The sequence below is a fragment of the Streptomyces sp. NBC_01304 genome, assembly GCF_035975855.1.
Lineage (GTDB): Bacteria > Actinomycetota > Actinomycetes > Streptomycetales > Streptomycetaceae > Streptomyces.
On sequence record NZ_CP109055.1, the window covers coordinates 8255630 to 8280944 of the forward strand.

Genomic DNA, 25315 nt, shown 5'->3' on the forward strand with positions numbered 1-25315 from the left:
ACGTTGCGTGAATGAGCGTCTACGGGCGTCAGCGCTGAGCGGCTTCGAGAGATTCCTTGGCGGCGGCCGTGACCGCGTCGGCGGTCAGGCCGAACTCCTGGAAGAGGACCTTGCCGTCCGCCGAAGCACCGAAGTGCTCCAGCGAGACGATGCGGCCGGCGTCGCCGACGAAACGGTGCCAGGTCAGACCGATCCCGGCCTCGACGGCGACTCGAGCCTTCACCGACGGGGGCAGCACGCTGTCCCGGTAGGCCTGGTCCTGCGCCTCGAACCACTCGACGCACGGCATCGAGACGACCCGGGTCGGGACGCCCGCGGCCTGCAGCTGCTCGCGCGCCTCGACGGCGAGCTGGACCTCGGAGCCGGTGCCGATGAGGACGACCTGGGCGTTGCCGCCCTCGGCGTCGAACAGGACGTAACCGCCCTTGGCGGCATCCTCGTTGCGCTCGTACGTCGGCACACCCTGGCGGGTCAGCGCCAGGCCGTGCGGGGCGCTGACCGGGTACTCGCGCTTGCCGCGGCGCAGGATCTCGCGCCAGGCGATCGCCGTCTCGTTGGCGTCGGCCGGGCGGACCAGGTTGAGGCCGGGGATGGCGCGCAGCGCGGCGATGTGCTCGACCGGCTGGTGGGTCGGGCCGTCCTCGCCGAGACCGATGGAGTCGTGCGTCCAGACGTACGTCACCGGCAGGTGCATCAGTGCCGACAGGCGCACGGCGTTGCGCATGTAGTCGGAGAACACCAGGAAGGTGCCGCCGTAGATACGCGTGTGGCCGTGCAGCGCGATGCCGTTCATGGCCGCGGCCATGGCGTGCTCGCGGATGCCGAAGTGGATCGTGCGGCCGTACGGGTCGGCCTCCGGCAGCGGGTTGCCCGCCGGGAGGAACGAACTCGTCTTGTCGATCGTGGTGTTGTTCGAGCCCGCGAGGTCGGCGGAGCCGCCCCACAGCTCGGGGATCACCGCGCCGAGCGCCTGCAGGATCTTGCCGGAGGCGGCACGCGTGGCGACGCCCTTGCCGGTCTCGAACTCGGGGAGCTTCGCCTCCCAGCCGGCCGGCAGCTCGCCCGCGTTGATCCGGTCGAACTCCGCGGCACGCTCCGGGTTGGCGGTGCGCCATTCCTGGAAGCTCTTGTCCCACTCGGCCTTGGCCTGGGCGCCGCGCTCAAGAGCCTTGCGGGTGTGGCCGATGACCTCGTCCGACACCTCGAAGGACTTCTCCGGGTCGAAGCCCAGGACGCGCTTGGTGGCGGCCACCTCGTCGTCGCCGAGCGCCGAGCCGTGCGCGGCCTCGGTGTTCTGCGCGTTCGGCGCGGGCCAGGCGATGATCGAGCGCATCGCGATGAAGGACGGCTTGTCCGTCACGGCCTTGGCGGCCTCGATCGCGTTGAACAGCGCCTCGGGGTCCAGGTCGCCGTCCGGCTTCGCGGCGACGCGCTGGACGTGCCAGCCGTACGCCTCGTACCGCAGAGCCGTGTCCTCGGAGACCGCGGTCTCGGTGTCGCCCTCGATCGAGATGTGGTTGTCGTCCCACAGCAGGACCAGGTTGCCGAGCTTCTGGTGGCCCGCGAGGGAGGACGCCTCGGCGGAGATGCCCTCCTGGAGGCAGCCGTCACCGGCGATCGCGTACACGAAGTGGTCGAAGGGGCTCTCGCCGGCGGCTGCGGCCGGGTCGAACAGACCGCGCTCGTACCGGGCGGCCATCGCCATGCCCACGGCGTTGGCGACACCCTGGCCCAGCGGACCGGTGGTCGTCTCGACGCCCGCGGTGTGGCCGTACTCCGGGTGACCGGGGGTCTTCGAACCCCAGGTGCGGAACGCCTTCAGGTCGTCCAGCTCCAGGCCGAACCCGGCCAGGTACAGCTGCACGTACAGCGTGAGGGACGAGTGTCCGGCGGACAGGACGAAGCGGTCCCGGCCCACCCACTCGGGGTCGGCGGGGTCGTGGCGCATCACCTTCTGGAAGAGGGTGTACGCGGCCGGGGACAGGCTCATCGCCGTACCGGGATGGCCGTTGCCGACCTTCTGTACGGCGTCCGCGGCCAGAACGCGGCCGGTGTCCACGGCCCGCTGGTCAAGGTCGGTCCACTGGAGGTCTGCGTTGGTGCTCACCCTGGGTCAGGGCTCCTCTCCACATGCTGCACATGTCGAATCCGGTGCTGTCCGTGCGCTGCGTCTTTGCAAGCGGTGCGCCCACCGGGCGTTGTCGAGCCTACCGCTGGAATGGCGTGCACCTATTCGACTCATTCCAGACTGCAGGGACTTGCCGAAGTTCGCCTCCGGAGGGCGCGCTCACCCGTGCCGACCCCTGCTCAGGGAGGTGCGCTCACCCGTGTCGGCCCCCGCTCAGGACGCCACGGACAACACGACCCACCCCCGCGAAGGACGAGGTATGGGCAACCTCTACAGTGGCGTGGTACGCGCGAGCCTTTACCCGGTGTTCACACCTGGAGGCTTGCTGGGAGTCTCTGTCAGGGGTGTGCGTGACGGCCGTTGAATCCCGTCCTGCGGGTGTGCTCGGGACCAGCTCAGGCCACCGGCCGTTCGGGGCCCGTGTCATGGCGTTCGTGGCGCTCACGAAGCCGCGGATCATCGAGCTGCTGCTCATCACGACCGTTCCGGTGATGTTCCTCGCCGAACAAGGCGTGCCCAACCTGTGGCTGGTCCTCGCGACCTGCTTCGGCGGCTACCTGTCGGCCGGCGGTGCCAACGCGCTCAACATGTACATCGACCGCGACATCGACGCCCTGATGGACCGCACCTCGCAGCGGCCGCTGGTCACCGGCATGGTCTCGCCCCGCGAATGCCTGGTCTTCGGCATCTCGCTCGGTGTGATCTCCACGGTCTTCTTCGGCCTGGTGGTCAACTGGCTGTCCGCCTGGCTGTCGCTCGGCGCGCTGCTCTTCTACGTGGTCGTCTACACGATGATCCTGAAGCGCCGCACCGCGCAGAACATCGTCTGGGGCGGCATCGCCGGCTGCATGCCGGTCCTCATCGGCTGGTCCGCGGTCACCAACTCCATGTCGTGGGCCGCCGTCATCCTCTTCCTGGTCATCTTCTTCTGGACGCCGCCGCACTACTGGCCGCTGTCCATGAAGGTGAAGGACGACTACGCGCGTGTCGGCGTCCCGATGCTCCCGGTCGTCGCCTCCAACAAGGTCGTGGCCCGGCAGATCGTCATCTACAGCTGGGTCATGGTCGGCGTCTCGCTGCTCCTCACCCCGCTCGGCTACACCGGCTGGTTCTACACCGCGGTGGCCCTGCTGACCGGCGGCTTCTGGCTCTGGGAGGCGCACAGCCTGCAGTCCCGCGCCAAGTCGGGCGTGACGGGCGGCAAGCTCAAGGAGATGCGGCTCTTCCACTGGTCGATCACGTATGTGTCGCTGCTGTTCGTGGCGATCGCAGTGGACCCGTTCCTGCGCTGAGTCCTGCGGGGCGCGGCGGGTCAGTGCTTCAGCCCGGCTGATGCGCGTGGGTCATCCCACGTGTCGTCGCGGGGGCGCTGCCCCCGGGCCCCCGCTCCTCAAACGCCGGAGGGGCTGGTTGTTGGCCCTCAGTCCTTCAACTCGACGATGATCTCGTGGTAGGGCTTTGCCCCCACATTGATCGCGGTTTCGATGCCTCCGCGATCGATCGGCACCACCATGCCCGGCTCGATGTCGGCCGCCAGACAGTCCTTGTACGGCCCCTCCGTGTCGGGCTCCGGCTGTACGGCGACCCGGTCTCCCGCGATCTGGATCAGTACGTAATCCAGCTCATGGCGGTGTACGTCGCTGCGTTCGCCCGGTGCGAGACGCAGCTCCCACACCCGGACCCGGTCGTTCTCGAAGAGCACCTTGGTGCCCACGCCGCCGAGGACCCGCTCCGGCTCGCTCATGCCTGCTTCCCTCCGTCGGATGGCGGTCGGACGCCTTCAGTAGCCGCGCCCCGGATCCACCTCGTTGACCAGGGGCCGTCCGTCCAGATAGCGGGACAGGTTGTCCCGGAACAGCGTGAAGACCCCCGTGAAGTGCTCGCCCGCCGCGGTCGCCACATGGGGTGACAGGCACAGGTTCGGGGCCTCGAAGAGCGGGCTGTCGGCCGGCAGCGGCTCGACCCGGGTTACATCGAGCGCCGCCCCCGCGAGCCGCCCGCCGCGCAGCGCCTCGATCAGGGCGTCCTCGTCGACCAGCGAGCCGCGGCCCACATTGCAGAAGAACGCGCCCGGCCGCATCGCCGCGAAGGCGTCGGCGTCCATCAGGTTCGCCGTCTGAGGGGTCTCGGGCGCGGCCGCGAGCACCGCGTCGCAGGCGCCCAGGAAGTCCTTCAGCCGGTCGCGGGCGAAGACCTCGTCGACGTACGAAGGACGGGGCAGCGACGGATCGCGGCGCATCGCCACGACCCCCATGTCCAGGGCCTTCCCGAACCGCGCGAGCCGTGACCCGATGTGGCCCAGACCGATCACGCCCAGCGTCCGCCCCGCCAACTGCTCGCCGAACGGCCGCCTGGCGTCCCGCGCGCGCTGCACCTCGTCCATCTCGCGCAGCCGCTTGGCGTGCTCCAGCAGGCGGGCCAGCGCGAACTCGGCGACCGAGGCGCCGTTGATGCCGGCCGCGGTGGTCAGCCGTACGCCCTCCAGACCGGCCGTCAGGAGATGCCCGATGCCCGCCCCGATCCCCTGCACCCAGCGGAGCCGTGGCGCGAGGCCCCGCACGTCGAAGGGCAGATCGGCGGTCAGGACCACCTTGGCCTCGGCGAACAGGGCGCGCTGTTCGGCGGTGAGTTCGGGGGCGAGGGAGCGCAGGTCGTCGTGGAGCGGGGGAGTGCCCCGGGCGGCGCGGAGCGTGTCCGACTCGACGTAGCGGCAGTCGACGAGACGTACCCGCGGGTCCAGCGCCCGGACCGCCGCGAGATCGGCCGCCACCGCCTCGGCCGGCCGCACATCCCACTTGGGCGGATAGCAGATCCCGACCACCAACTCGTCCATGGCGCCTCCCCGAGGCAGGTCCTATCACGGGGAGGTGGAAGGGGGAACGGCTCCGGCACCGTGGCCCAGACCACGCACCCCGGGCGTCGCCGAATGATCTACCCGTCGGTAGCATCCTGTTCATGGCAGACACCAAGGCTGAGACCACCCAGGCCGAAGACACTCCGTCCGCTTCCGTGGAGCCGCGCGCGCAGCGCCAGGCCGCCAAGCTGGCCAAGCAGATCGGTGCCTTCGCGGGCAAGCACGGCGGGGCCGAGGCGCAGCTCGCGTACATCGGGGAGCGCGGCACCCGCATCGCCCTCGTCGGCGAGGACGGCGAGTGGGGCAACCTGGTGGCGCGGACCGACGCGATCGCGCGCAGCGCCGTCGAGCAGGCCGGCCTCACTGTGCACGAGGACTTCGACGGGGAGTTCGCATCGAAGGTGCGCACCGGCCCGTACGAGTGGTCGCGCATGGCGGGCATCCAGGTCGGTGGGCCGCGCAACACCTGAGGTCAGGGGCGTGAGCAACACCTGAGGCCGGGTCAACTCGTTGCACCGTGGGGCGAACGCCCTGCACGGTCCACGCACGGGAGCCCGGATGATCGAAACGCCGACCCTGGTGGATCAGTACTGCCACGGCGTGCTCCGCACGGAACTGGGCCTCGGCACGTTCGAGGCCCATCTGGGCCGGGGCGAGGGACCGCCCGCCCCCGGCACCACCTTCTTCGACACCCAGACGGGTTTCGCGGTACGCCGCTGGTGTCCGCCCCTGCTCGGTCTGGAGCCGCACTGCCCGCCGGCCCGCTATCTGGCGCGACGCCGGGAGCTCGGCGTCATCGAGTCGGGACGGCGGCTCCTTCGTGGCTCCGGCATCGAGACGTACCTCGTCGACACCGGCCTGCCCGGCGATCTGACCCCGCCGCTCGAACTGGCCGCCGCGGGCGCCGCCGAGGCGCATGAGATCGTCCGCCTGGAATTACTGGCGGAGCAGGTCGCCGACACCTCCGGCACCGTCGAGTCGTTCCTCGCCAACCTCGCCGAATCCGTGCACGGAGCGGCAGCGGGCGCGGTCGCCTTCTCGTCCGTGGCGGGCGTACGGCACGGCGACGCGCTCGCCCCGGAGCCGCCCGGCGCCGGCGAGGTGCGGGGCGCCGCGGCCCGGTGGCTGGCGGGGCGGCAGGTGGGCGGCGTGCTCACCGATCCGGTGCTCCTGCGCCATCTGCTGTGGATCGCGGTGGCCAGCGGGCTGCCGCTGCAGCTGCACTCGGGGGCCACGGATCCGGGGGCGTACGCGACCGAATTCGCGCGGGCGACGGCGGGGCTCGGCACCGATGTGGTGCTGCTGCACGGCTATCCGTACCACCGGCAGGCGGCCCAGCTCGCGGCCGTCTTCCCGCACGTCTACGCGGACCTGGGGCCGGCGCTCGTGCGCAGCGGGGCGCGGGCGGCCGCCGTACTCGCGGAGATCCTGGAGCTCGCGCCGTTCGGCAAGCTGCTGTTCTCCAGCGGGGCGCACGGACTGCCCGAGCTGCATGTGGTGGGGGCCCGGCTGTTCCTCGAGGCGATGGGGCGGGTGCTCGGGGGATGGGTGGCCGAGGGCGCCTGGTCGCGGGGGGATGCGGATCGGGTGGCCGAGTTGATCGGGGCGGGGAACGCTCGGCGGGTGTACGGGCTGGACGGGGACGGTTGAGGGCGCGGCGGGGTGCGTGGTGGGGGTGTGCAGGGCGGTGGGGTGCCGGGCGATGGGGTTGCCCGGCGGGGGTGTGCCGAGCGCCCGGGAGAGTGTGCCGCCGGGGTTATACGCGGAGGCGGCTGATCGCCTCGGGGGTGAGGTGCCGGGACAGTACGTCCAGCGCATCGGACACCTCGCGCAGCCGGTCCGCGTCATGGGTGCCGAGCGCGGTGGCGAGGGCCTCCTCGATGCGGCTGGAGCGGACTTCGGCCACGCGCTTGGAGACCGCGGCGGCCTGGCGGATCAACTGCCGTCTGCCGTCGGAGGGGTCGGGCGCCGTCTCGATGGAACCCGCCTCCTTCAGGCGGGCCACGGCGCCGGACACCTGGCTCTGGGGGAGACCGGTGCGGGACGCGATGGCGCTGACCGAGGTGTCCGGGTGGGTGAGCACGTCACTGAGGACGATCATGACGGCTCGGGTGCCGCCCTTGTGCTGCCCGTCGGCTCCGCTTCCGGCTGCCGCTCCGACTTCGGGCTGGGGCAGGGCCTCTTCGCCGATCTTCATCAGGGTGCGGCCGAGGAGGAACAGCTCGACGCCGGTCATCGATGAGCTCATGGGCCTCATGCTACAAGGGGCTCCATCAAGAGTGATACATCAAGAATGATGCATCACTCTTGATGTATCGAAAAAGATGCACTAACTTATGGGGTGCGAGGAGACGCCGTGCGGGCGTCGCCCGGTCGACCAACGCTGGGAGTCCCGATGTTCCTCACCACCGATGGCGCCAAGCTCTACTACGAAGTCCGCGGATGCGGCCCGACGCTGCTCATCTCGCAGAGCGGCGAGGGTGGCGCGGAGCGCAGCTCGGATCTGGTCGACCGGCTCACCGACCGGTACACCGTGGTGACCTACGACCGCCGCGGCCTGTCCCGCAGCACCATTGACGACCCGGCCCGGGGCGTGACGATGGCGGCGCACGCCGACGACGTGCACCGGCTCCTGGCCGCGCTCACCGATGAGCCCGTGGCAATGCTCGGGTGCAGCATGGGCGGCGCGATCGGGCTGCACCTCGCGGCCACACACCCCGAGCAGTTGGGCACCCTCGTGGCGCACGACCCGATCGTGCCGAAGCTGCTGCCCGCCGGCCGGGAGGCGGAGCACAAAGAGCAGCTCGCCCAGCTGCAGCAGGTGTACCGCGAGGGCGGTCTGAGTGCGGCCCTTCCAGAGATAGCCCGGACCCTCGCCATCGACCCCACGCACCAGGACGTGGAGCCGGACCTGACGCCGATACCGTTCACGCCGACCCGCGTCGCGAACTTCGACTTCTTCATCAGGGAGGACTTCACCGGGGTCATCGACGACGACCTGGACCTCGACGCGGTGCGCCGTGCACCGGTGCGCATCGTGCCCGCGAACGGTCGCACCACCGCGCCGTCGGTGTTCGTGGGGCAGTGCGGACGTGGCCTGGCGGAGCTGCTCGGCGTGCCGGCCGTGGAGTTCCCGGGCGGGCACAACGGCAATTTGACGCATCCACGGGCGTACGCCGCCCACTTGCTCGCCGTGCTGGACGCGGTGTGAGCCGGGCGGCGGCTGACGCGAGGTGCGTGGGGTGGCTGCCGATGGGGTGTGAGCGGGGCGGACGGATGACGCCGGGTGGGCGGGGCGGTGACCGGTCGGTCAGACCTTGGTCAGTGCCGGGTCCGCCTGGGCGGGGACCTCCACCGCTTCCAGCGGCCGCTCGCGCAGCGAGAGCAGGACCCGGATCACCGCGACCCACATGATGCACGAGCCCAACATGTGGGCGCCCACCAGGACTTCGGGCAGCTCGGTGAAGTACTGGACGTAACCGATCCCGCCCTGGGCGAGCAGGATCAGGAACAGTGCGCGGGTGCGGTGCAGCGGCCCGACCGGTGCGTCGACGGCCTTGAGGACGAACCACAGGGCGAAGGTCAGGGACACCACGATCCAGGCCAGGACGGCGTGCAGCTTGGTGACGTCCTCCCAGTTCAGGGGGATGCGCTTGACCTCGCTCGAGTCGCCGGCGTGCGGGCCCGCACCCGTGACGACGGTGCCCACCGCGACCAGGAGCCCGGCCGCCACCGTGAGGAACCACACCAGCTGCTGCACGGCCTTGCCGACCAGCGGACGCGGCTCGGCATCGCCCTCGCGCAGCCGCGTGAACATGATCGTGGCGACCGTGATCAGGGACGTGGAGAGCAGGAAGTGCGCGGCCACCGTGTAGGGGTTGAGGCCGACCAGGACGACGATGCCGCCGAGGATCGAGTTGCCCATGACGAGCCAGAACTGCAGCCAGCCGAGCCGGGTCAGGCTGCGCCGGTACGGCTTCTCGGAGCGCACCGCGATGATCGCCCAGCCGACGGCCGCACACAGGACGTACGTCAGCAGGCGGTTGCCGAACTCGATGTAGCCGTGGAAGCCCATCTCGGAGGTCGTGGTGAGCGAGTCGCTCGTGCACTTGGGCCAGGTCGGGCAGCCGAGGCCGGACCCGGTCAGGCGGACCGCGCCGCCGGTCACCACGATGGCGATGTTCATCAGCAGTGAGGCGAGGACCGCTCGGCGGACCGTCCGGGGCGCCGGGGTCCAGCGCTCGGCGATGAAGGCCAGCGGATTGCGCGCGGCTTGGGCCAGTTCGGCTCGGGTCACGTGGGGCACGGGGGCCATCCTAGGAGGAGGCTTGTGCATCCGTTCACGAGGGGTGGCCAAATCGCGCCGAGATCACTCCCAGCGGAAAAATCGGGCGGCGGCACCGAGTCCGAGGACGGACCAGACGGCCAGGATCCCGAGGTTCCCCCACGGCAGGGAAGCCCCGTGCTGCAGGACGTCGCGCAGCCCGTCCGAGAGCGCAGAGATGGGCAGCAGCCCGAGCACCGACTGTGCCGCGTCCGGGAACTTGTCCAGCGGCACGATGACCCCGCCGCCCACGAGCAGGAGCAGGAAGACCAGGTTCGCGGCGGCCAGCGTCGCCTCCGCCTTCAGCGTCCCGGCCATCAGCAGACCCAGCCCGGAGAAGGCGGCGGTACCGAGCACCAGGAGCAGCAGCACGGCGAGCGGGTTTCCCTCGGGCGACCAGCCGAGCCCGAACGCGATCGCCGTCAGCAGGGCGACCTGCAGCACCTCCGTGACCAGCACGGACAGGGTCTTGGCGGTGAGCAGGGCCCAGCGCGGGAGCGGCGAGCTGCCGAGGAGTTTCAGGACGCCGTAGCGGCGCTCGAAGCCGGTCGCGATGGCCTGGCCGGTGAAGGCCGTGGACATCACGGCGAGCGCGAGGACGCCGGGCGTCAGGAAGTCGACGGCCTTTCCGGAGCCCGTGTCGATGATGTCGACCGTCGAGAACAGGACCAGGAGGAGGGAGGGGATCACCACGGTGAGCAGCAGCTGTTCGCCGTTGCGCAGCAGCATCTTCGTCTCGAGCGCGGTCTGCGCCGCGATCATGCGTCCCACGGGAGCCGCACCGGGCTCGGGCGTATACGTGCCGGCGCTCATCCGCGCAGCTCCTTACCGGTCAGCTCCAGGAAGACGTCCTCGAGGGTGTGCCGCTCGACCGAGATCTTCTCCGGCATCACGCCGTGCTGGGCGCACCAGGAGGTGACCGTGGCGAGGAGCTGGGGGTCGATCTTTCCGGTCACGCGGTACGCGCCCGGGGTGAGCTCGGCCGCCGCGGTGTCCGTCGGCAGGGCCTTGAGCAGGGAGGCGATGTCGAGGCCGGGGCGGCCGCCGAAGCGCAGGGTGTTCTCGGCACCGCCGCGGCACAGGGCCTCGGGGCTGCCCTGGGCGACGACCTTGCCCTCGTCGATGATCGCCACGTCGTCGGAGAGTTCCTCGGCCTCGTCCATGTGGTGCGTGGTGAGGATCACCGAGACGCCGTCGCGGCGCAGGTCGCGTACGAGATCCCAGGTCGCCCGCCGGGCCTGCGGGTCCAGGCCCGCGGTCGGCTCGTCCAGGAAGACCAGCTCGGGGCGGCCGACCACCGCCATCGCGAGGGCGAGGCGCTGCTGCTGGCCGCCGGACAGGCGGCGGTAGGTGGTGCGGCCGCAGCTGCCGAGGCCGAGGCGCTCGATCAGGGCGGGCACGTCCAGCGGGTGGGCGTGCAGCTTGGCCTTGTGGCGGAGCATTTCGTCGGCGCGGGCGCCGGAGTAGACGCCGCCGGACTGCAGCATCACGCCGATCCGGGGGCGCAGGGCCGAGGCCTGGGCGACGGGGTCGAGGCCGAGGACGCGGACCGTGCCGGCGTCCGGCCTCCGGTAGCCCTCGCAGGTCTCGACGGTGGTCGTCTTGCCCGCGCCGTTGGGGCCGAGGACGGCGGTGATGCCCGCTTGGGCAGTCAGGTCGAGGCCGTCGACCGCGGTCTTTGATCGGTACCGCTTCACCAGGCCGCGTACCTGGACGACGGGCTCATCACGCATGGCGGGAAGTCTAGAGAGGGGGCATAGGTCCTGGGGACAGGGGTCCGGGGGGCCTGGAAATTGCTGACATTTACCGGCAGATACCGGTCCTTCGCGAGCCTAACGTTGAAGGGTGATCAGCATGGAGAAGAACCTCGACGAGACGACTCTGCAGGCGGTGCACAAGGCACACGAGCTGAGGAAGCCGCCGCGCTACCTCGTCTCCGCCATGATGGCCGGTGCCTTCATCGGCGTGGGTGAGGTGCTGCTCCTCACCGCCGCCTCGCCGCTGGTCGCGAGTCACAGCGGGGCCGCGAAGCTGGTGGAGGGCCTGGCCTTCCCGCTCGCGATCACGATGGTGATGTTCGCCGGGGCCCAGCTGTTCACCAGCAATGTGATGGTGATGCTCGTCGGCGCCCTGTCCGGGCGGACCGGTGTCAAGGACCTCGTCGCCTCCTGGGTGCTCTCCCTCACCGGCAACCTGCTCGGCGCCCTCGCCTTCGGCGGCATGGTGCACGCCTCCGGCGTCCTGTCCGCCAAGCCCGCCGCCGCGATGCTGCACGAACTGCTCGACGCCAAGGTGGCACTCGACGGGGGCCAGCTCTTCTGGCGCGCGGTGCTCTGCAACTTCCTTGTCTGCCTGGGCATCTGGATGTTCACGCGGGCCCAGGGCGACGGCGCCAAGACGATGGTCCTGTGGATGCCGGTGTTCGTCTTCGTGGCCGCCGGGTTCGAGCACTGCGTCGCGAACATGGCCCTGTTCAGCATGGGCATCTTCGAGGGCAGCGCCACCTTCGGCGAGCTCTTCCACAACCTTGCCTTCACCATTACCGGCAACATCGTCGGCGGCGGTCTCCTGGTCGGCGCCGTGTACTGGTTCACCACCGGGGCCAAGCGCTCCGACTTCCGCCGCCGGGACGCCCTGGCCAAGGGCGAGCCGGTCATCGAGCCGGTTGCCGAGACCGCGGAGATCGCCCCCGAGCGCGAGCTGGTGGGTTCGCACCACCGCTGACCTGCGAGGCCCTGCGCACGCCGTAGAAACGTACGCATATTAGGTAACCCTTAGTGATCGAGGCCACCGCCGGTGGCCTCGATCGCGGGTTGTCGGGGCCAGAAGAATTACGCAACAATGGCGTTGTGAAAAACGTTGGCGAGGCTCAGGCGGCTCCCTCGGGTGCCCCGCAGGAGGAACTCGCGACCGGTGAGCGCAGCACGCGCAACCGCGTCGCGCGCTCCATCCTGGACCACGGCCCGTCCACCGTCGCCGATCTCGCGGGCCGCCTCGGCCTGACCCAGGCAGCCGTCCGCCGGCACCTCGACGCACTGGCCGCCGACGATGTCGTAGAACCCCGTGAACAGCGCGTTTACGGCGCCCGCACCCGTGGCCGCCCCGCGAAGGTGTTCGCCCTGACCGACTGCGGCCGGGACGCCTTCGACCAGTCCTACGACAAGCTGGCCGCCGAGGCCCTGCGCTGGATCTCCCAGTCCGCGGGCGGCGGAGAGCTCGGCGAGGCCGCCGTCGCCGCCTTCGCCCGGGCCCGGCTCGCCTCGCAGGCCGCCGGATACCAGGAGGCCCTGGACGCCGCGGCCCCCGACCGGCGGGCAGAGGCCCTGGCCAAGGCTCTGACGGCCGACGGGTACGCTGCTACAGCGCGTAGCGCACCGGTCGGCGAGCAGCTGTGTCAGCACCACTGCCCGGTCGCTCATGTCGCCGAGCAGTTCCCGCAGCTCTGCGAGGCGGAGACGGAGTTCTTCAGCCGTCTGCTCGGCACCCATGTGCAGCGACTGGCCACCATCGCTCACGGGGACGGCGTCTGCACGACGTTCATTCCCCGCAAAGAGACCAGCCCCGATCCATCACAGCCCACCACAGCATCTGCAAGCACGGCCGGGAGGAACCCCGCATGACTCTGCCCATCGAGGAGACCGCTCACCCTGAGCTCGAGGGTCTGGGCAACTACGAGTACGGCTGGGCCGACTCCGACGCCGCCGGTCAGGCCGCCAAGCGCGGACTGAACGAGGACGTCGTCCGCGACATCTCCAGCAAGAAGAGCGAGCCGGAGTGGATGCTGAAGCTGCGCCTCAAGGGGCTGCGGCTGTTCGACAAGAAGCCCATGCCGAACTGGGGCTCCGACCTGTCGGGCATCGACTTCGACAACATCAAGTACTTCGTGCGGTCCACCGAGAAGCAGGCCCAGTCGTGGGAGGACCTGCCGGAGGACATCAAGAACACGTACGACAAGCTCGGCATCCCGGAGGCGGAGAAGCAGCGCCTCGTCGCCGGTGTCGCGGCCCAGTACGAGTCGGAGGTCGTCTACCACCAGATCCGTGAGGACCTGGAGGAGCAGGGCGTCATCTTCCTCGACACCGACACCGCGCTCAAGGAGCACCCGGAGCTCTTCAAGGAGTACTTCGGCACGGTCATCCCGGTCGGCGACAACAAGTTCGCGTCGCTGAACACCGCGGTCTGGTCCGGCGGCTCCTTCATCTACGTGCCGAAGGGCGTGCAGGTCGAGATCCCGCTTCAGGCCTACTTCCGTATCAACACGGAGAACATGGGCCAGTTCGAGCGGACGCTGATCATCGTCGACGAGGACGCCTACGTCCACTACGTCGAGGGCTGCACCGCGCCGATCTACACCTCGGACTCGCTGCACTCCGCGGTCGTCGAGATCATCGTGAAGAAGGGTGCCCGCTGCCGTTACACGACCATCCAGAACTGGTCGAACAACGTCTACAACCTGGTCACCAAGCGCGCCGTGGCGTACGAGGGCGCGACCATGGAGTGGATCGACGGCAACATCGGCTCCAAGGTCACCATGAAGTACCCGGCCGTCTACCTGATGGGCGAGCACGCCAAGGGCGAGACCCTGTCCATCGCCTTCGCGGGCGAGGGCCAGCACCAGGACGCCGGCTCCAAGATGGTCCACATGGCGCCGAACACGTCCTCCAACATCGTGTCGAAGTCGGTGGCCCGTGGTGGCGGCCGTACCTCGTACCGCGGTCTGGTCGAGATCGGCGAGGGCGCGCACGGCTCGAAGTCCAACGTGCTCTGTGACGCGCTGCTCGTCGACACGATCTCCCGCTCGGACACGTACCCGTACGTGGACGTCCGCGAGGACGACGTGTCCATGGGGCACGAGGCCACCGTCTCCAAGGTCTCCGACGACCAGCTCTTCTACCTGATGAGCCGCGGTCTGACCGAGTTCGAGGCCATGGCCATGATCGTGCGCGGCTTCGTCGAGCCGATCGCCAAGGAGCTGCCCATGGAGTACGCCCTTGAGCTCAACCGGCTGATCGAGCTGCAGATGGAGGGCGCGGTCGGTTAACACCGGCCCGGGCCGGCCAATCCCGACTGGCCGGCCGCCCGAAGTACCAGCAGCTACACGTCTTATCCAGGAAGAGAGCACTACGACAGCCATGGCTGAGGCTCAGAACATCCCCGGGGGCTCCACGACGGCAGGCGCCGTCGCGGTGGCCGCCGAGTCCACCGTCGCCACCCGCATGAGCGCGCCCCCGTCCTTCGACGTCGCGGACTTCCCGGTCCCGCACGGCCGCGAGGAGGAGTGGCGGTTCACCCCGCTCGAGCGCCTCAAGGGGCTGCACGACGGCACCGCGAAGGCCGACGGCGCGATGAAGGCGGAGATCAACGCCCCCGAGGGCGTCACCGTCGAGGCCGTCTCCCGCGACGACGAGCGCATCGGCAAGGCGGGCACCCCGGTGGACCGCGTCGCCGCGCAGGCGTTCTCGTCCTTCGAGAAGGCCACGGTGATCACCGTCCCGAAGGAGGCCGTGCTGACCGAGCCGGTGCGGGTCACCCTGCACGGCGAGGGCGGCACCACCTTCGGCCACACCGTCTTCGAGATCGGCGCCTTCGCCGAGGTCGTCATCGTCATCGACCACACCGGTGACGCGGTGCGCGCCGCCAACCTCGACTTCAACATCGGGGACGGCGCCAAGGTCACCTTCGTGTCCGTGCAGGACTGGGACGACACCACCGTCCACTGCTCCCAGCACAACGCGAAGATCGGCCGCGACGCCACCTTCAAGTCGGTCGTCGTGACCTTCGGCGGCGACGTCGTCCGCATCCACCCGCGCGTCACGTACGCGGGTCCCGGCGGCGAGGCCGAGCTGCTCGGCCTGTACTTCACGGACGCCGGCCAGCACCAGGAGCACCGCCTCCTGGTCGACCACAACGTCCCGAACTGCAAGTCCAACGTCGTCTACAAGGGCGCACTGCAGGGCGAGCAGGCACACGCCGTCTGGATCGGCGACGTCCTCATCGAGGCCGCCGCCGAGGGCACGGACACGTACGAGATGAACCGCAACCTGGTTCTGACCGACGGCGCCCGCGTCGACTCCGTGCCGAACCTGGAGATCGAGACCGGCGAGATCGTCGGCGCGGGCCACGCCTCCGCGACCGGCCGCTTCGACGACGAGCAGCTCTTCTATCTGCAGGCCCGAGGCATCCCGGCCGACGAGGCCCGCCGCCTCGTGGTCCGTGGCTTCTTCACCGAGCTGGTCCAGCAGATCGGTGTCCCCGACATCGAGGAGCGCCTCATCGCCAAGATCGAGGCCGAGCTGGAGGCGTCCGTCTGATGTCGGACTTCGTCAAGGCGTGTGCGCTGAGCGAGCTGGAGGAGGACACCCCGAAGCGGGTGGAACTCGACGGCACGCCGGTGTCCCTCGTCAAGACCGAGGGCGAGGTGTTCGCGATCAACGACATCTGCTCGCACGCGAACGTGTCGCTCTCGGAGGGCGAGGTCGAAGACTGCCACATCGAGTGCTGGCTGCACGGCTCCAGCTTCGACCTGCGTACCGGCAAGCCCGACAGCCTTCCCGCGACGCGCCCCGTCCCCGTATACCCCGTAAAGATCGAAGGGGACGATGTGCTCGTCTCCGTCACACAGGAGTCCTGAGGCACCATGGCAACGCTTGAAATCCGCGACCTGCACGTCACCGTCGAGGTCGAGAACGGCACCAAGGAAATCCTCAAGGGTGTCGACCTGACCGTGAAGCAGGGCGAGACGCACGCCATCATGGGCCCCAACGGCTCCGGCAAGTCGACGCTCGCCTACTCCATCGCCGGTCACCCGAAGTACACGATCACCAGCGGCACCGTGACCCTCGACGGCGAGGACGTCCTCGAGATGTCCGTCGACGAGCGCGCCCGCGCCGGCATGTTCCTCGCCATGCAGTACCCGGTCGAGGTCCCCGGCGTCTCGGTCTCCAACTTCCTGCGTACGTCGGCGACGGCGATCCGCGGCGAGGCCCCCAAGCTGCGTACCTGGGTGAAGGAGGTCAAGGGTGCGATGGAGCAGCTCCAGATGGACCCGGCCTTCGCCGAGCGCAACGTCAACGAGGGCTTCTCCGGCGGTGAGAAGAAGCGCCACGAGATCCTGCAGATGGAGCTCCTCAAGCCGAAGATCGCGATCCTCGACGAGACCGACTCCGGCCTCGACGTCGACGCCCTGCGCACCGTCTCCGAGGGCGTCAACCGCGTCCGCGAGACCGGTGAGGTCGGCACCCTGCTGATCACGCACTACACCCGCATCCTGCGCTACATCAAGCCCGACTTCGTGCACGTCTTCTCGGCGGGCAAGATCGTCGAGTCCGGCGGCCCCGAGCTGGCCGACACCCTCGAGGCCGAGGGCTACGAGAAGTACACGAAGGGCGGCGTATCTGCGTGACACAGCTGCCTGGCCTCCTCGACACCGAGGCAATCCGCAAGGACTTCCCGATCCTGGATCGGGTGCTCCACGACGGCAAGAAGCTCGTCTACCTGGACAACGCCGCGACCTCCCAGAAGCCGCGCCAGGTGCTCGACGCACTCACCGAGTACTACGAGCAGCACAACGCCAACGTCCACCGTGGCGTGCATGTCCTCGCCGAGGAGGCCACGGCGCTGTACGAGGGCGCCCGTGACAAGGTCGCGGAGTTCATCAACGCGCCCTCGCGCAACGAGGTCATCTTCACCAAGAACGCCTCGGAGTCGCTCAACCTCGTGGCGAACATGCTGGGTTGGGCCGACGAGCCCTACCGCGTGGACCACGAGACCGAGATCGTCATCACGGAGATGGAGCACCACTCCAACATCGTTCCGTGGCAGCTGCTCTCGCAGCGCACCGGCGCGAAGCTGAAGTGGTTCGGCCTCACGGACGACGGCCGTCTCGACCTCTCCAACATGAACGAGATCATCACGGAGAAGACGAAGATCGTCTCCTTCACGCTGGTCTCCAACATCATGGGCACCGTCAACCCGGTCGAGGCCATCGTGCGCCGCGCCCAGGAGGTCGGCGCCCTGGTGCTGCTCGACGCCTCGCAGGCCGCGCCGCACATGCCGCTGGACGTGCAGGCGCTGCAGGCCGACTTCGTGGCCTTCACCGGCCACAAGATGTGCGGCCCGACCGGCATCGGTGTCCTGTGGGGACGGCAGGAGCTCCTCGAGGACCTGCCGCCGTTCCTCGGCGGCGGCGAGATGATCGAGACCGTGTCGATGCACTCGTCGACGTACGCTCCCGCGCCGCACAAGTTCGAGGCGGGTACGCCCCCGATCGCCCAGGCCGTCGGCCTCGGCGCGGCCGTGGACTACCTCACCTCGATCGGCATGGAGAACATCGCGCGCCACGAGCACGCGATCACCGAGTACGCCGTCAAGCGCCTCCTGGAGGTGCCGGACCTGCGCATCATCGGCCCCGTCACGGCCGAGGACCGCGGCGCGGCGATCTCCTTCACGCTCGGCGACATCCACCCGCACGACGTGGGCCAGGTCCTCGACGAGCAGGGCATCGCGGTGCGCGTGGGACACCACTGCGCGCGGCCGGTCTGCCTGCGGTACGGAATTCCTGCGACCACGCGAGCGTCGTTCTATCTGTACTCCACGCAGGCCGAGGTCGATGCCCTGGTCGACGGCCTGGAGCACGTACGGAACTTCTTCGGCTGAAGGGCTGGCTGAGAACGTGAAGCTGGATTCGATGTACCAGGACGTCATCCTGGACCACTACAAGCACCCGCACGGCCGGGGCTTGCGGGACGGCGACGCCGAGGTGCACCACGTCAACCCGACGTGCGGCGACGAGATCACGCTCCGCGTGAAGTACGACGGCGACCGCGTCGCGGACGTGTCGTACGAGGGCCAGGGCTGCTCCATCAGCCAGGCCTCGGCCTCGGTCCTCAACGACCTCCTGGTCGGCAAGGAGCTCGCCGAGGCGCAGAAGATCCAGGGCACCTTCCTGGAACTGATGCAGTCCAAGGGCAAGATCGAGCCCGACGACGCGATGGAGGAGATCCTGGAGGACGCCGTCGCGTTCGCCGGTGTCTCCAAGTACCCCGCGCGTGTGAAGTGTGCTCTGCTGAGCTGGATGGCGTGGAAGGACGCGACCGCCCAGGCGCTGGGCGAGTCCGAGAGGAAGACCGCATGAGCGAGAACGAGACCGCGACGCTGAAGCCCGCCTCCGAAGAAGAGGTGCGGGAGGCGCTGTACGACGTCGTCGACCCCGAGTTGGGCATCGACGTCGTCAACCTCGGCCTCATCTACGGCATTCACGTCGATGACGCCAACATCGCCACGATCGACATGACGCTCACGTCCGCGGCCTGCCCGCTGACCGACGTCATCGAGGACCAGGCGAAGTCAGCCACCGACGGCATCGTCAACGAGCTCCGGATCAACTGGGTCTGGATGCCGCCGTGGGGCCCGGACAAGATCACGGACGAGGGCCGGGAGCAGCTTCGGGCGCTCGGGTTCAACGTCTGAGTTCGTTGTACGCAGCCGTACTTTTCTTTGTACGCAAGTGAGTTGGGCCCCGCACCGGATTGGTGCGGGGCCCAACTTGCGCTGTCTCAGCGGTCGGCCGCCTGGGCGAGGGTGTCGGCAAGCCCCTCGTTGCGGATGCGCCGGTCGATGTAGAGCAGTCCCGCGACCAGTTGCATGAACGTCGTGGCCGCGGTCTGGATGAGGACGTTGAGGACGGCGGACACCACCAGGAGCACGCCCAGTTGGGGCAGCACCTCGACGAGCGTCCGGCTTGCTTCGTCCGGGGTGCCGATGCCGGCGAGCGCGCCTTGCATGGTGACGATCTGGAGCGGGAGCCGGATGACCGTCGAGGCCGTGCCCACCACGAGCCCGCTGAGCGCCAGAATGCCGAACGTCCGCCACCAGGCCCCGCGCATCAGCCGGGCCGACCGGCGCATCGCCGTCACGGGCCCCGCCGACTCCAGGACGGCCGCCGAGGGCGCGAGGCTGTAACGCACGGCCAGCCAGGCCGCGAGCGGTACCGCGGCCATCTGCAGCAGAACGAACGGGACGATCCCCCAGAGCGGGCTGCCGCCGCCCGCCGCGTTGAGGAGGACCATGAGGACGCCGAGGCCCGCGAGCAGTGCGACCGGACCGGCGATCAGCAGGCCGAGGAGCACACCCACGCCGAGCACCGACGGCGTCCGCGCCCAGGCCCGCCGCCAGATGACCCTGAAGCTCACCGGACGTCCGAGCACCGCGTTCTCCAGGACCGCCGGACCGGCCGCAGAGACAAAGCAGTTGACCACGATCGCGGCCAGCAGGCACACCGCCCCGGCGATCGCGAAGGCTATGACGACGGACCTGCCGGCCTCGCTCGGCCAGGTGCTGTCCTCGTCGAGCCGGGCGATGACGTCGAGCTCGTCACTGACCGCGAGGTAGGCGGCGGTCAGCGCGCCCGCGACCAGGACGGCGAGCACGGCGCAGGCCGCGCCGAGGACGCCGAACAGCGGCTTGGCGTAGCGGCCCATCGTGCGGAACGCGCCGTTGAATATCCCGCCGAGATCCAGCGGGGCCAGGGGTATGACGCCTGGCTGCGGAGCGGCAGGTGGCGGCGGAGGGCCCCAGCCCCAGCCCGGCGGGCCTGCGTGCGGACCCTGCTGACCTTGAGGTCCCCACCCTGTGTGAGACATTTCGACCCCTCCCTCACCCCTTGTGACCGGCATACGTTAGCCCAGGCCACAGCGGCCTCCTGAGGCGGGCGTCAGGCGGTGTGCGCGGGCTCTGGGTCGCGTACGGGCTCCGGCGGTACGTACGCCGCAGCGGCCAGCACGGGCGCCAGGCTCTCGGTGCGCAGGCGCCGGTCGACGTAGAGCAGGGTGGACGCCAGTTGCGGGAGGAGCGTGCTGAGCGTCGCGGCCACGGCGGGCCCGAGCAGGGTGAGCAGCCCGCCGACGCCGAAGTCCCGGGTGAGCCAGAGGCCGTCGTCGGCCGGCACCCCGGCCCCGTCCGCCCCGTCCACCAGTGTGGTCGCCGACTGGGCCATTTCGAAGGGCAGGCCGATGGCGTAGGCCCCGACGTTCGCGACGACCAGGAAGAGCAGGCTGATCGCGAACACCCGCCACCAGGACCCGCGCACCAGACGGGCGGAGCGCCGCAGCGCGGTCAGCGGCCCGGCTCCCTCGAAGACGACGGCGGCCGGCGCCAGGCTCCAGCGGGCCCAGATCCAGACCAGGAACAGCACGGCGGGCGGCAGGAGGACCAGGCCGCCGGGGCCCGCGTACAGGACGAGGACCAACACGGCGACCAGCACGACGAACGCCGTCAGCATCGGTGCCGAGAGGGCGGCGAACACAGCGAGCAGCCGGACCAGCGCACGGCTCCAGGTCTCCCGCACGGTCAGCGGGCCGCCGAGGACCGCGTGCCGCACCACGACCGCGCAGATCGAGTGGACCAGCGTGACGGCGAAGGCGGTGACGGCCATGGTGCCGAGGAGGACCACACCGCCGACGACGAGGAGCGGTCCGCCCACCGTGCCGTCCTCGAGCAGCAGTTGGGCCTGGTCGCCGACGGAGTGGAAGGCGACGGTGACGGCTCCGTGGATGAGCGCGTACGACACGAGGAAGACGGCCAGGCTCAGCACGATCAGCTGGCGCCAGTAGCCGACGGCCGTCCGGAACATGCCGCGCAGCACATCGGCGAACGCGAGCGGCCGGAGCGGGATCACCCCGCACTGTGCCGTGCCGCTCTGCCCGGTGTCGTACGCCATGAGGTCCGGTCCGTCCTTGATCGCGAGGGAAGTTCTCCTGCCCGAGGGTGGGATTCGGGCAAATCGTTCAACGGTAGGCAGGGCGCGGTGCTCGGGGGCGCGGGGCGAAGGTCCCTCGCTGCGGATTCCTAAGTCCCGTGCGCGGCTTCTTGATCCGTTCTGTGTACGGGCGTACGCAACGATGCGTACACTCGTACACATGGGATATGGACTGCTGGCCGCGGCCATCGCGGCGGAGGTGGCCGGGACGACGGCCATGAAGTACAGCGAGGGGTTCTCCCGGCTGTGGCCCTCGCTCGGCACGGTCGCCGGCTATCTGCTCGCCTTCACGCTGCTCGCGCAGACCCTGAAGTCCATGCAGGTCGGGACCGCCTATGCGATCTGGGCCGGGGTGGGTACCGCGGCCGTCGCGGCGATCGGCATGCTGTTCCTGGGCGAGTCGATGGGGGCCGCCAAGCTCGCCGGGATCGTGCTCGTGATCGCCGGCGTCATCCTTCTCAATCTGGGCGGAGCACACTGATGGACAACCCGGGCGGAGCGCGCTGATGGCACGGCGGTACGACCCCGAGCGGCAGCAGCGGATCATCGACGCGGCGATCCGGGTGGTGGGCCGCAAGGGCATCGCCGGGCTGAGCCATCGCTCGGTGGCGGCCGAGGCCGATGTGCCGCTCGGCTCGACGACGTACCACTTCAAGACCCTCGACGACCTGATGGTCGCGGCGCTGCGGCAGACGAACGAGGGCTTCGCCAAGGCCGTCCAGAACCACGGCGCGCTGGAGGACCCGCAGGCGGATCTCGCGGCAGAGCTGGCGGCGGTCACGGGGGAGTGGCTCGGCGGGGACCGCACGGGCGTGGAGCTCGAGTACGAGCTCTATCTGGCGGCCCTGCGCAGGCCCGCGCTGCGGCCGGTCGCCGCCGAGTGGTGCGAAGGCGTCGCGGAGCTGCTGGAACGGCGGACCGACGCGGTCACGGCCCGGGCGGTGGTGGCATTGCTCGACGGGGTCTGTCTGCAGGTGCTGCTGACCGGGGGGACGTATGACGAGGCGTATACGCGGGAGATGATCGGCCGGCTGATGGGGCGGGCCTGACCGGGGCCGGCCTGCCTCGGCCGGTCCCGGGGCGTACCGCGTGAACTGCTCGGCGCCGTGCGGGTAACAGGGGGTGTGCACCACACTCCACGCACGTCTACGGAGGCCAAGTGAACGGACCACCCACGGTGGTGGGCGACGCGGATGTCGTCCGTCAGTCGCTGGAGCAGCCCGAGATCTTCGCGCGCCTCTACGACCTCTACGCGCCCGACATCCACCGTTATGCCGCGCGACGGCTCGGCGACGGGAGCGCGGACGACCTCACGGCCGAGACCTTCCTGATCGCCTTCCGCACCCGGGCCCGCTACGACCTGGCGCGCGACAACGCCAGGCCCTGGCTGTACGGGATAGCCGCGAACCTCATCGGCAAGCAACGGCGTTCCGAGGTCAGGGCGCTCCGGGCGCTGGCCCGCACCGGCACCGACCCGGTCGCCGAATCCTGGGTCGAGCGGGCCGACAGCCGGGTCGTCGCCGAGGCCGCGCAGGCGCCGCTCGCGGGCGCGCTCGCCGAACTCTCCGCCGGGGACCGGCATGTGCTGCTGCTCGTGGCGTGGGCCGATCTCACCTATCCGGAAGTCGCCGAGGCGCTCGGCATTCCCCTCGGGACCGTGCGGTCGCGGCTGAACCGGGCACGGCGCAAGGTGCGCAGCGCGCTCGGTGCCGATCCCGCTTTCGTCGTCGACACCACGGAGGTGGCGTAGTCATGGACGAGTTGACGAAGGTGCGTGAGCTGCGCGCCGATGCGCCCACCCCGGACCGGGCCCGGCTCGCGGCGGGCCGCAAGCGGCTCACCGATGCGACGGCCAAGCCCTCCCGGGCCCGGCGGATGCGGCTCGACTGGCGGCTCGCGGCGGCAGGCGCGGCCGCGGCCGTGACCGCCGCGGCGCTGCTCGCCGTGAACCTCGGTGACGGCGCCGCGCCGCCCGCCGGGAAGTCGGATGTCGCGGCGAGCGAGACCGCGGGCCTGGGTGACACGGCGGAGGTGCTCGAGCGGGCGGCCCGGTCCGTGCAGGGCTTCAAGGAAGGTGTCCCGCGCGACGACCAGTGGCTCTACGTCGAGCAGGTCGACGCCGGTTCGGGCGGCTGGCCCGACGACGGGGTGCCCGTCAAGCCCGAGAAGAGCGAGAGCTGGTACCGCTGGGCCGACCCCGACTTCGAGAACGGCAAGGAGGGCGACGACCGCTCGATGCGGGAGCAGTACAAGATCATCACCGAGTTGCCGGACGATCCCCAGGCGATCCTGGCCGCGGTCCGCAAGGCCTATCCGAGCGACAAGAGGTCTCATAAGTCGGAGGCGGCGCACAACTTCCGCGCGTTGAGCGTGCTCATCGGGTCGCCGGTGTCCGGCCTGGACGGGGCGGGTCTCGCCAAGTTGTACCGGGCGCTGGCCACCTTGCCGGGCATCGAGGTCACCGACCACCTGGTGAAGGACGCGGCGGGGCGCAAGGTCATCGCCGTCGGCCTGAACCTTGGGAAGCAGGCCGTCATGCGCGACGAGATCCTGCTGTACCCCGAGACGTACTTCTACGCAGGCAGCCGGTGGGTCGTGGCCAAGGACTACAGCGAGAAGTACCCGGACAGTGACCTCCCCGACCGGCCGTGGAAGGCCGGCGACATCGTCTCGAGCTCGGCATCCACCGGCGTGAGCGTGGTGGACAAGAAGGGCGACCGCAGCTGACGGGCCCGTGCCGTGTGGCCCGCGCCCGGGGGAGGCGGGCGACACGGCACGAGCGGGGCGCGGCCACGGGGGAGCCGGATGGCCGCGTAGCGGGGGACGGGGGACGGGGGACGGGGGGTGCAGGGGTCGGGGACTGCGCGGGGAGCGCAGTCCCCGACCCCTGCGTGTGCGGCCACGCGTGTGCGCCCGCGCGTGCGTGCGGTCTTGCGCGTGTGCGCGGCGAGGTTCTTCGTGGGCGGTGTGGTGCTTGGCGGGTACGGGTCGGGCCGTGCTGGATCGCGGCTCACGCGCGCGTGCGGTGAGCGCCTGGCGCATACGCATCGGCCGTCGTGTGCGTGCGGCCCGGCTTCCCGCAGGCTCGCATCGCACGTGCCTGACCCGAATTGCCCCGGCCGGGCGCGTCTCACCTGGCCGCACCATGAGACCGGTTCGCCTCCCCGGCCCCGGGCCGGTTAGGTTTCACCCATGACCGACACGACTGCTACACGCACCACCGGCGCCGTCGCCGCAGGCCTCGCCACCATCACCGCCGACGGCACCGTTCTCGACACCTGGTTCCCCGCCCCCGAGCTCGTCGCCGAGCCGGGCCCCGCCGGCACCGAGAAGCTGAGCGCCGAGCGCGCCGTCGAGCTGCTCGGTGAGGGCGCCGCCAAGGCCCTCGGCACCGACGCCCGTCGTGGCGTGGAGATCGTCGCCGTCCGTACGGTCATCGCCTCGCTCGACGACAAGCCGCTGGACGCGCACGACGCGTACCTGCGCCTGCACCTCCTCTCGCACCGCCTGGTCAAGCCGCACGGCCAGAACCTGGACGGCCTCTTCGGCCTCCTCGCCAACGTCGCCTGGACCTCGCTCGGCCCGGTCGCCGTCGACGACGTCGAGAAGGTGCGGCTCAACGCCCGCGCCGAGGGCCTGCACCTCGCCGTGACGAGCATCGACAAGTTCCCGCGCATGACGGACTACGTGGCCCCCAAGGGCGTCCGCATCGCCGACGCCGACCGCGTCCGGCTCGGCGCGCACCTCGCCGAGGGCACGACGGTCATGCACGAGGGCTTCGTGAACTTCAACGCCGGCACGCTCGGTACGTCGATGGTCGAGGGCCGCATCTCCGCGGGCGTCGTGGTCGGCGACGGCTCCGACATCGGCGGCGGCGCCTCCACCATGGGCACCCTGTCCGGCGGCGGCAACGTCCGCATCGTCATCGGCGAGCGCTGCCTGGTCGGCGCCGAGGCCGGTGTCGGTATCGCGCTCGGCGACGAGTGCGTGGTCGAGGCCGGTCTGTACGTCACCGCCGGTACGCGCGTGACCATGCCCGACGGCCAGATCGTGAAGGCCCGCGAGCTCTCCGGCGCGTCCAACATCCTGTTCCGCCGCAACTCGGTGAGCGGCGCGGTCGAGGCCCGCCCGAACAACGCGGTGTGGGGCGGCCTGAACGACGTGCTGCACAGCCACAACTGATCCATATCTGTACCGATTTGAGCGCCTTCCCTTCGGGGAGGGCGCTCATTCGTTGTACGGGGCCCGTAAGTA

General features: G+C 70.1%; 27 protein-coding genes. 18 read left to right on the top strand and 9 right to left on the bottom strand.

Annotation, left to right across the window (positions count from 1 at the left end; genetic code table 11):
* Window positions 1–28 precede the first annotated feature (28 nt).
* The gene (gene tkt, locus OG430_RS36675; protein ID WP_327356960.1) at window positions 29–2107 is read right to left on the bottom strand and encodes a transketolase; all 2079 of its coding nucleotides are present in this window, start codon (window positions 2105–2107) and stop codon (window positions 29–31) included.
* A gap of 365 nt (window positions 2108–2472) precedes the next feature.
* Here tkt and OG430_RS36680 point away from each other — a divergent pair, with 365 nt between their 5' ends.
* Window positions 2473–3420, top strand: coding sequence for a heme o synthase (locus tag OG430_RS36680; protein ID WP_327356961.1), 948 nt, complete (start codon window positions 2473–2475; stop codon window positions 3418–3420).
* A gap of 128 nt (window positions 3421–3548) precedes the next feature.
* Here the strand turns inward: OG430_RS36680 and OG430_RS36685 are convergent, their stop codons facing one another.
* Together OG430_RS36685 and OG430_RS36690 are read right to left on the bottom strand one after the other, a co-directional pair.
* Window positions 3549–3872: a hypothetical protein gene (locus tag OG430_RS36685; RefSeq protein ID WP_327356962.1), complete on the bottom strand. Its 324-nt coding sequence runs from the start codon at window positions 3870–3872 to the stop codon at window positions 3549–3551.
* 36 nt (window positions 3873–3908) lie between these two features.
* Complete coding sequence (locus OG430_RS36690) at window positions 3909–4961, bottom strand: D-2-hydroxyacid dehydrogenase (RefSeq protein ID WP_327356963.1); 1053 nt, start codon at window positions 4959–4961, stop codon at window positions 3909–3911.
* Window positions 4962–5083: 122 nt separating this feature from the next.
* On the opposite strand from OG430_RS36690, the gene OG430_RS36695 reads away from it, so the two are divergent.
* Window positions 5084–5452 (top strand): hypothetical protein, encoded by a 369-nt coding sequence (locus tag OG430_RS36695; RefSeq protein ID WP_327356964.1) that lies wholly within the window; start codon window positions 5084–5086, stop codon window positions 5450–5452.
* A gap of 88 nt (window positions 5453–5540) precedes the next feature.
* Window positions 5541–6632, top strand: a complete 1092-nt coding sequence (locus OG430_RS36700; RefSeq protein WP_327356965.1) for an amidohydrolase family protein — start codon at window positions 5541–5543, stop codon at window positions 6630–6632.
* A gap of 106 nt (window positions 6633–6738) precedes the next feature.
* On the opposite strand, the gene OG430_RS36705 is transcribed toward OG430_RS36700, so the two are convergent.
* Window positions 6739–7230 carry a MarR family transcriptional regulator gene (locus OG430_RS36705; RefSeq protein WP_442816622.1) on the bottom strand — a complete coding sequence of 164 codons (492 nt, stop codon included), beginning with the start codon at window positions 7228–7230 and terminating at the stop codon, window positions 6739–6741.
* A gap of 147 nt (window positions 7231–7377) precedes the next feature.
* On the opposite strand from OG430_RS36705, the gene OG430_RS36710 reads away from it, so the two are divergent.
* A complete protein-coding gene (locus OG430_RS36710) occupies window positions 7378–8193 on the top strand; it encodes an alpha/beta fold hydrolase (protein ID WP_327356967.1) in 816 nt (271 codons plus the stop codon).
* Window positions 8194–8292: 99 nt separating this feature from the next.
* Here the strand turns inward: OG430_RS36710 and OG430_RS36715 are convergent, their stop codons facing one another.
* Genes OG430_RS36715 through OG430_RS36725 form a run of 3 tightly spaced genes read right to left on the bottom strand, consistent with a single transcriptional unit; the run spans window position 8293 to window position 11039 of the window.
* Window positions 8293–9297 carry a COX15/CtaA family protein gene (locus OG430_RS36715; protein WP_327356968.1) on the bottom strand — a complete coding sequence of 335 codons (1005 nt, stop codon included), beginning with the start codon at window positions 9295–9297 and terminating at the stop codon, window positions 8293–8295.
* A 54-nt stretch (window positions 9298–9351) separates the two neighbouring features.
* Window positions 9352–10119, bottom strand: a complete 768-nt coding sequence (locus tag OG430_RS36720) for an ABC transporter permease (protein ID WP_327356969.1) — start codon at window positions 10117–10119, stop codon at window positions 9352–9354.
* A complete protein-coding gene (locus OG430_RS36725) occupies window positions 10116–11039 on the bottom strand; it encodes an ABC transporter ATP-binding protein (protein ID WP_327356970.1) in 924 nt (307 codons plus the stop codon). Before OG430_RS36725 ends, OG430_RS36720 begins: the two co-directional genes overlap by 4 nt.
* Before the next feature lie 121 nt (window positions 11040–11160).
* Here OG430_RS36725 and OG430_RS36730 point away from each other — a divergent pair, with 121 nt between their 5' ends.
* The 9 genes from OG430_RS36730 to OG430_RS36770 all read left to right on the top strand — a co-directional run bounded on the left by OG430_RS36730 (window position 11161) and on the right by OG430_RS36770 (window position 18774).
* Complete coding sequence (locus tag OG430_RS36730; RefSeq protein WP_327359385.1) at window positions 11161–12030, top strand: formate/nitrite transporter family protein; 870 nt, start codon at window positions 11161–11163, stop codon at window positions 12028–12030.
* 125 nt (window positions 12031–12155) lie between these two features.
* Entirely contained in the window at window positions 12156–12926 is a 771-nt protein-coding gene (locus OG430_RS36735) for a helix-turn-helix transcriptional regulator (protein WP_327356971.1), read from the top strand.
* Window positions 12923–14347, top strand: a complete 1425-nt coding sequence (sufB, locus tag OG430_RS36740) for a Fe-S cluster assembly protein SufB (protein ID WP_327356972.1) — start codon at window positions 12923–12925, stop codon at window positions 14345–14347. Before OG430_RS36735 ends, sufB begins: the two co-directional genes overlap by 4 nt.
* Window positions 14348–14438: 91 nt before the next feature.
* Entirely contained in the window at window positions 14439–15617 is a 1179-nt protein-coding gene (gene sufD / locus OG430_RS36745; RefSeq protein ID WP_327356973.1) for a Fe-S cluster assembly protein SufD, read from the top strand.
* Window positions 15617–15937, top strand: coding sequence for a non-heme iron oxygenase ferredoxin subunit (locus tag OG430_RS36750; RefSeq protein ID WP_327356974.1), 321 nt, complete (start codon window positions 15617–15619; stop codon window positions 15935–15937). Before sufD ends, OG430_RS36750 begins: the two co-directional genes overlap by 1 nt.
* A gap of 6 nt (window positions 15938–15943) precedes the next feature.
* A complete protein-coding gene (sufC, locus tag OG430_RS36755; protein ID WP_327356975.1) occupies window positions 15944–16708 on the top strand; it encodes a Fe-S cluster assembly ATPase SufC in 765 nt (254 codons plus the stop codon).
* A complete protein-coding gene (locus OG430_RS36760; RefSeq protein WP_327356976.1) occupies window positions 16705–17961 on the top strand; it encodes a cysteine desulfurase in 1257 nt (418 codons plus the stop codon). Before sufC ends, OG430_RS36760 begins: the two co-directional genes overlap by 4 nt.
* A 16-nt stretch (window positions 17962–17977) precedes the next feature.
* Window positions 17978–18439, top strand: a complete 462-nt coding sequence (gene sufU / locus OG430_RS36765; protein WP_327356977.1) for a Fe-S cluster assembly sulfur transfer protein SufU — start codon at window positions 17978–17980, stop codon at window positions 18437–18439.
* Window positions 18436–18774, top strand: a complete 339-nt coding sequence (locus tag OG430_RS36770) for a metal-sulfur cluster assembly factor (protein WP_327356978.1) — start codon at window positions 18436–18438, stop codon at window positions 18772–18774. Before sufU ends, OG430_RS36770 begins: the two co-directional genes overlap by 4 nt.
* An 86-nt stretch (window positions 18775–18860) precedes the next feature.
* Here the strand turns inward: OG430_RS36770 and OG430_RS36775 are convergent, their stop codons facing one another.
* The gene (locus OG430_RS36775; protein ID WP_327356979.1) at window positions 18861–19946 is read right to left on the bottom strand and encodes a hypothetical protein; all 1086 of its coding nucleotides are present in this window, start codon (window positions 19944–19946) and stop codon (window positions 18861–18863) included.
* A gap of 71 nt (window positions 19947–20017) precedes the next feature.
* The gene (locus OG430_RS36780) at window positions 20018–21022 is read right to left on the bottom strand and encodes a hypothetical protein (RefSeq protein ID WP_327356980.1); all 1005 of its coding nucleotides are present in this window, start codon (window positions 21020–21022) and stop codon (window positions 20018–20020) included.
* Window positions 21023–21221: 199 nt separating this feature from the next.
* Here OG430_RS36780 and OG430_RS36785 point away from each other — a divergent pair, with 199 nt between their 5' ends.
* From OG430_RS36785 to dapD, 5 genes are all read left to right on the top strand, one after another.
* Complete coding sequence (locus OG430_RS36785) at window positions 21222–21542, top strand: DMT family transporter (protein WP_327356981.1); 321 nt, start codon at window positions 21222–21224, stop codon at window positions 21540–21542.
* 25 nt (window positions 21543–21567) lie between these two features.
* A complete protein-coding gene (locus tag OG430_RS36790; protein ID WP_327356982.1) occupies window positions 21568–22110 on the top strand; it encodes a TetR/AcrR family transcriptional regulator in 543 nt (180 codons plus the stop codon).
* Window positions 22111–22220: 110 nt separating this feature from the next.
* The gene (locus OG430_RS36795; RefSeq protein WP_327356983.1) at window positions 22221–22811 is read left to right on the top strand and encodes an RNA polymerase sigma factor; all 591 of its coding nucleotides are present in this window, start codon (window positions 22221–22223) and stop codon (window positions 22809–22811) included.
* Between the two features lie 2 nt (window positions 22812–22813).
* Entirely contained in the window at window positions 22814–23788 is a 975-nt protein-coding gene (locus tag OG430_RS36800) for a CU044_5270 family protein (protein WP_327356984.1), read from the top strand.
* Window positions 23789–24253: 465 nt separating this feature from the next.
* Window positions 24254–25243 carry a 2,3,4,5-tetrahydropyridine-2,6-dicarboxylate N-succinyltransferase gene (dapD, locus tag OG430_RS36805; RefSeq protein ID WP_327356985.1) on the top strand — a complete coding sequence of 330 codons (990 nt, stop codon included), beginning with the start codon at window positions 24254–24256 and terminating at the stop codon, window positions 25241–25243.
* The last annotated feature ends 72 nt before the right edge of the window (window positions 25244–25315 follow it).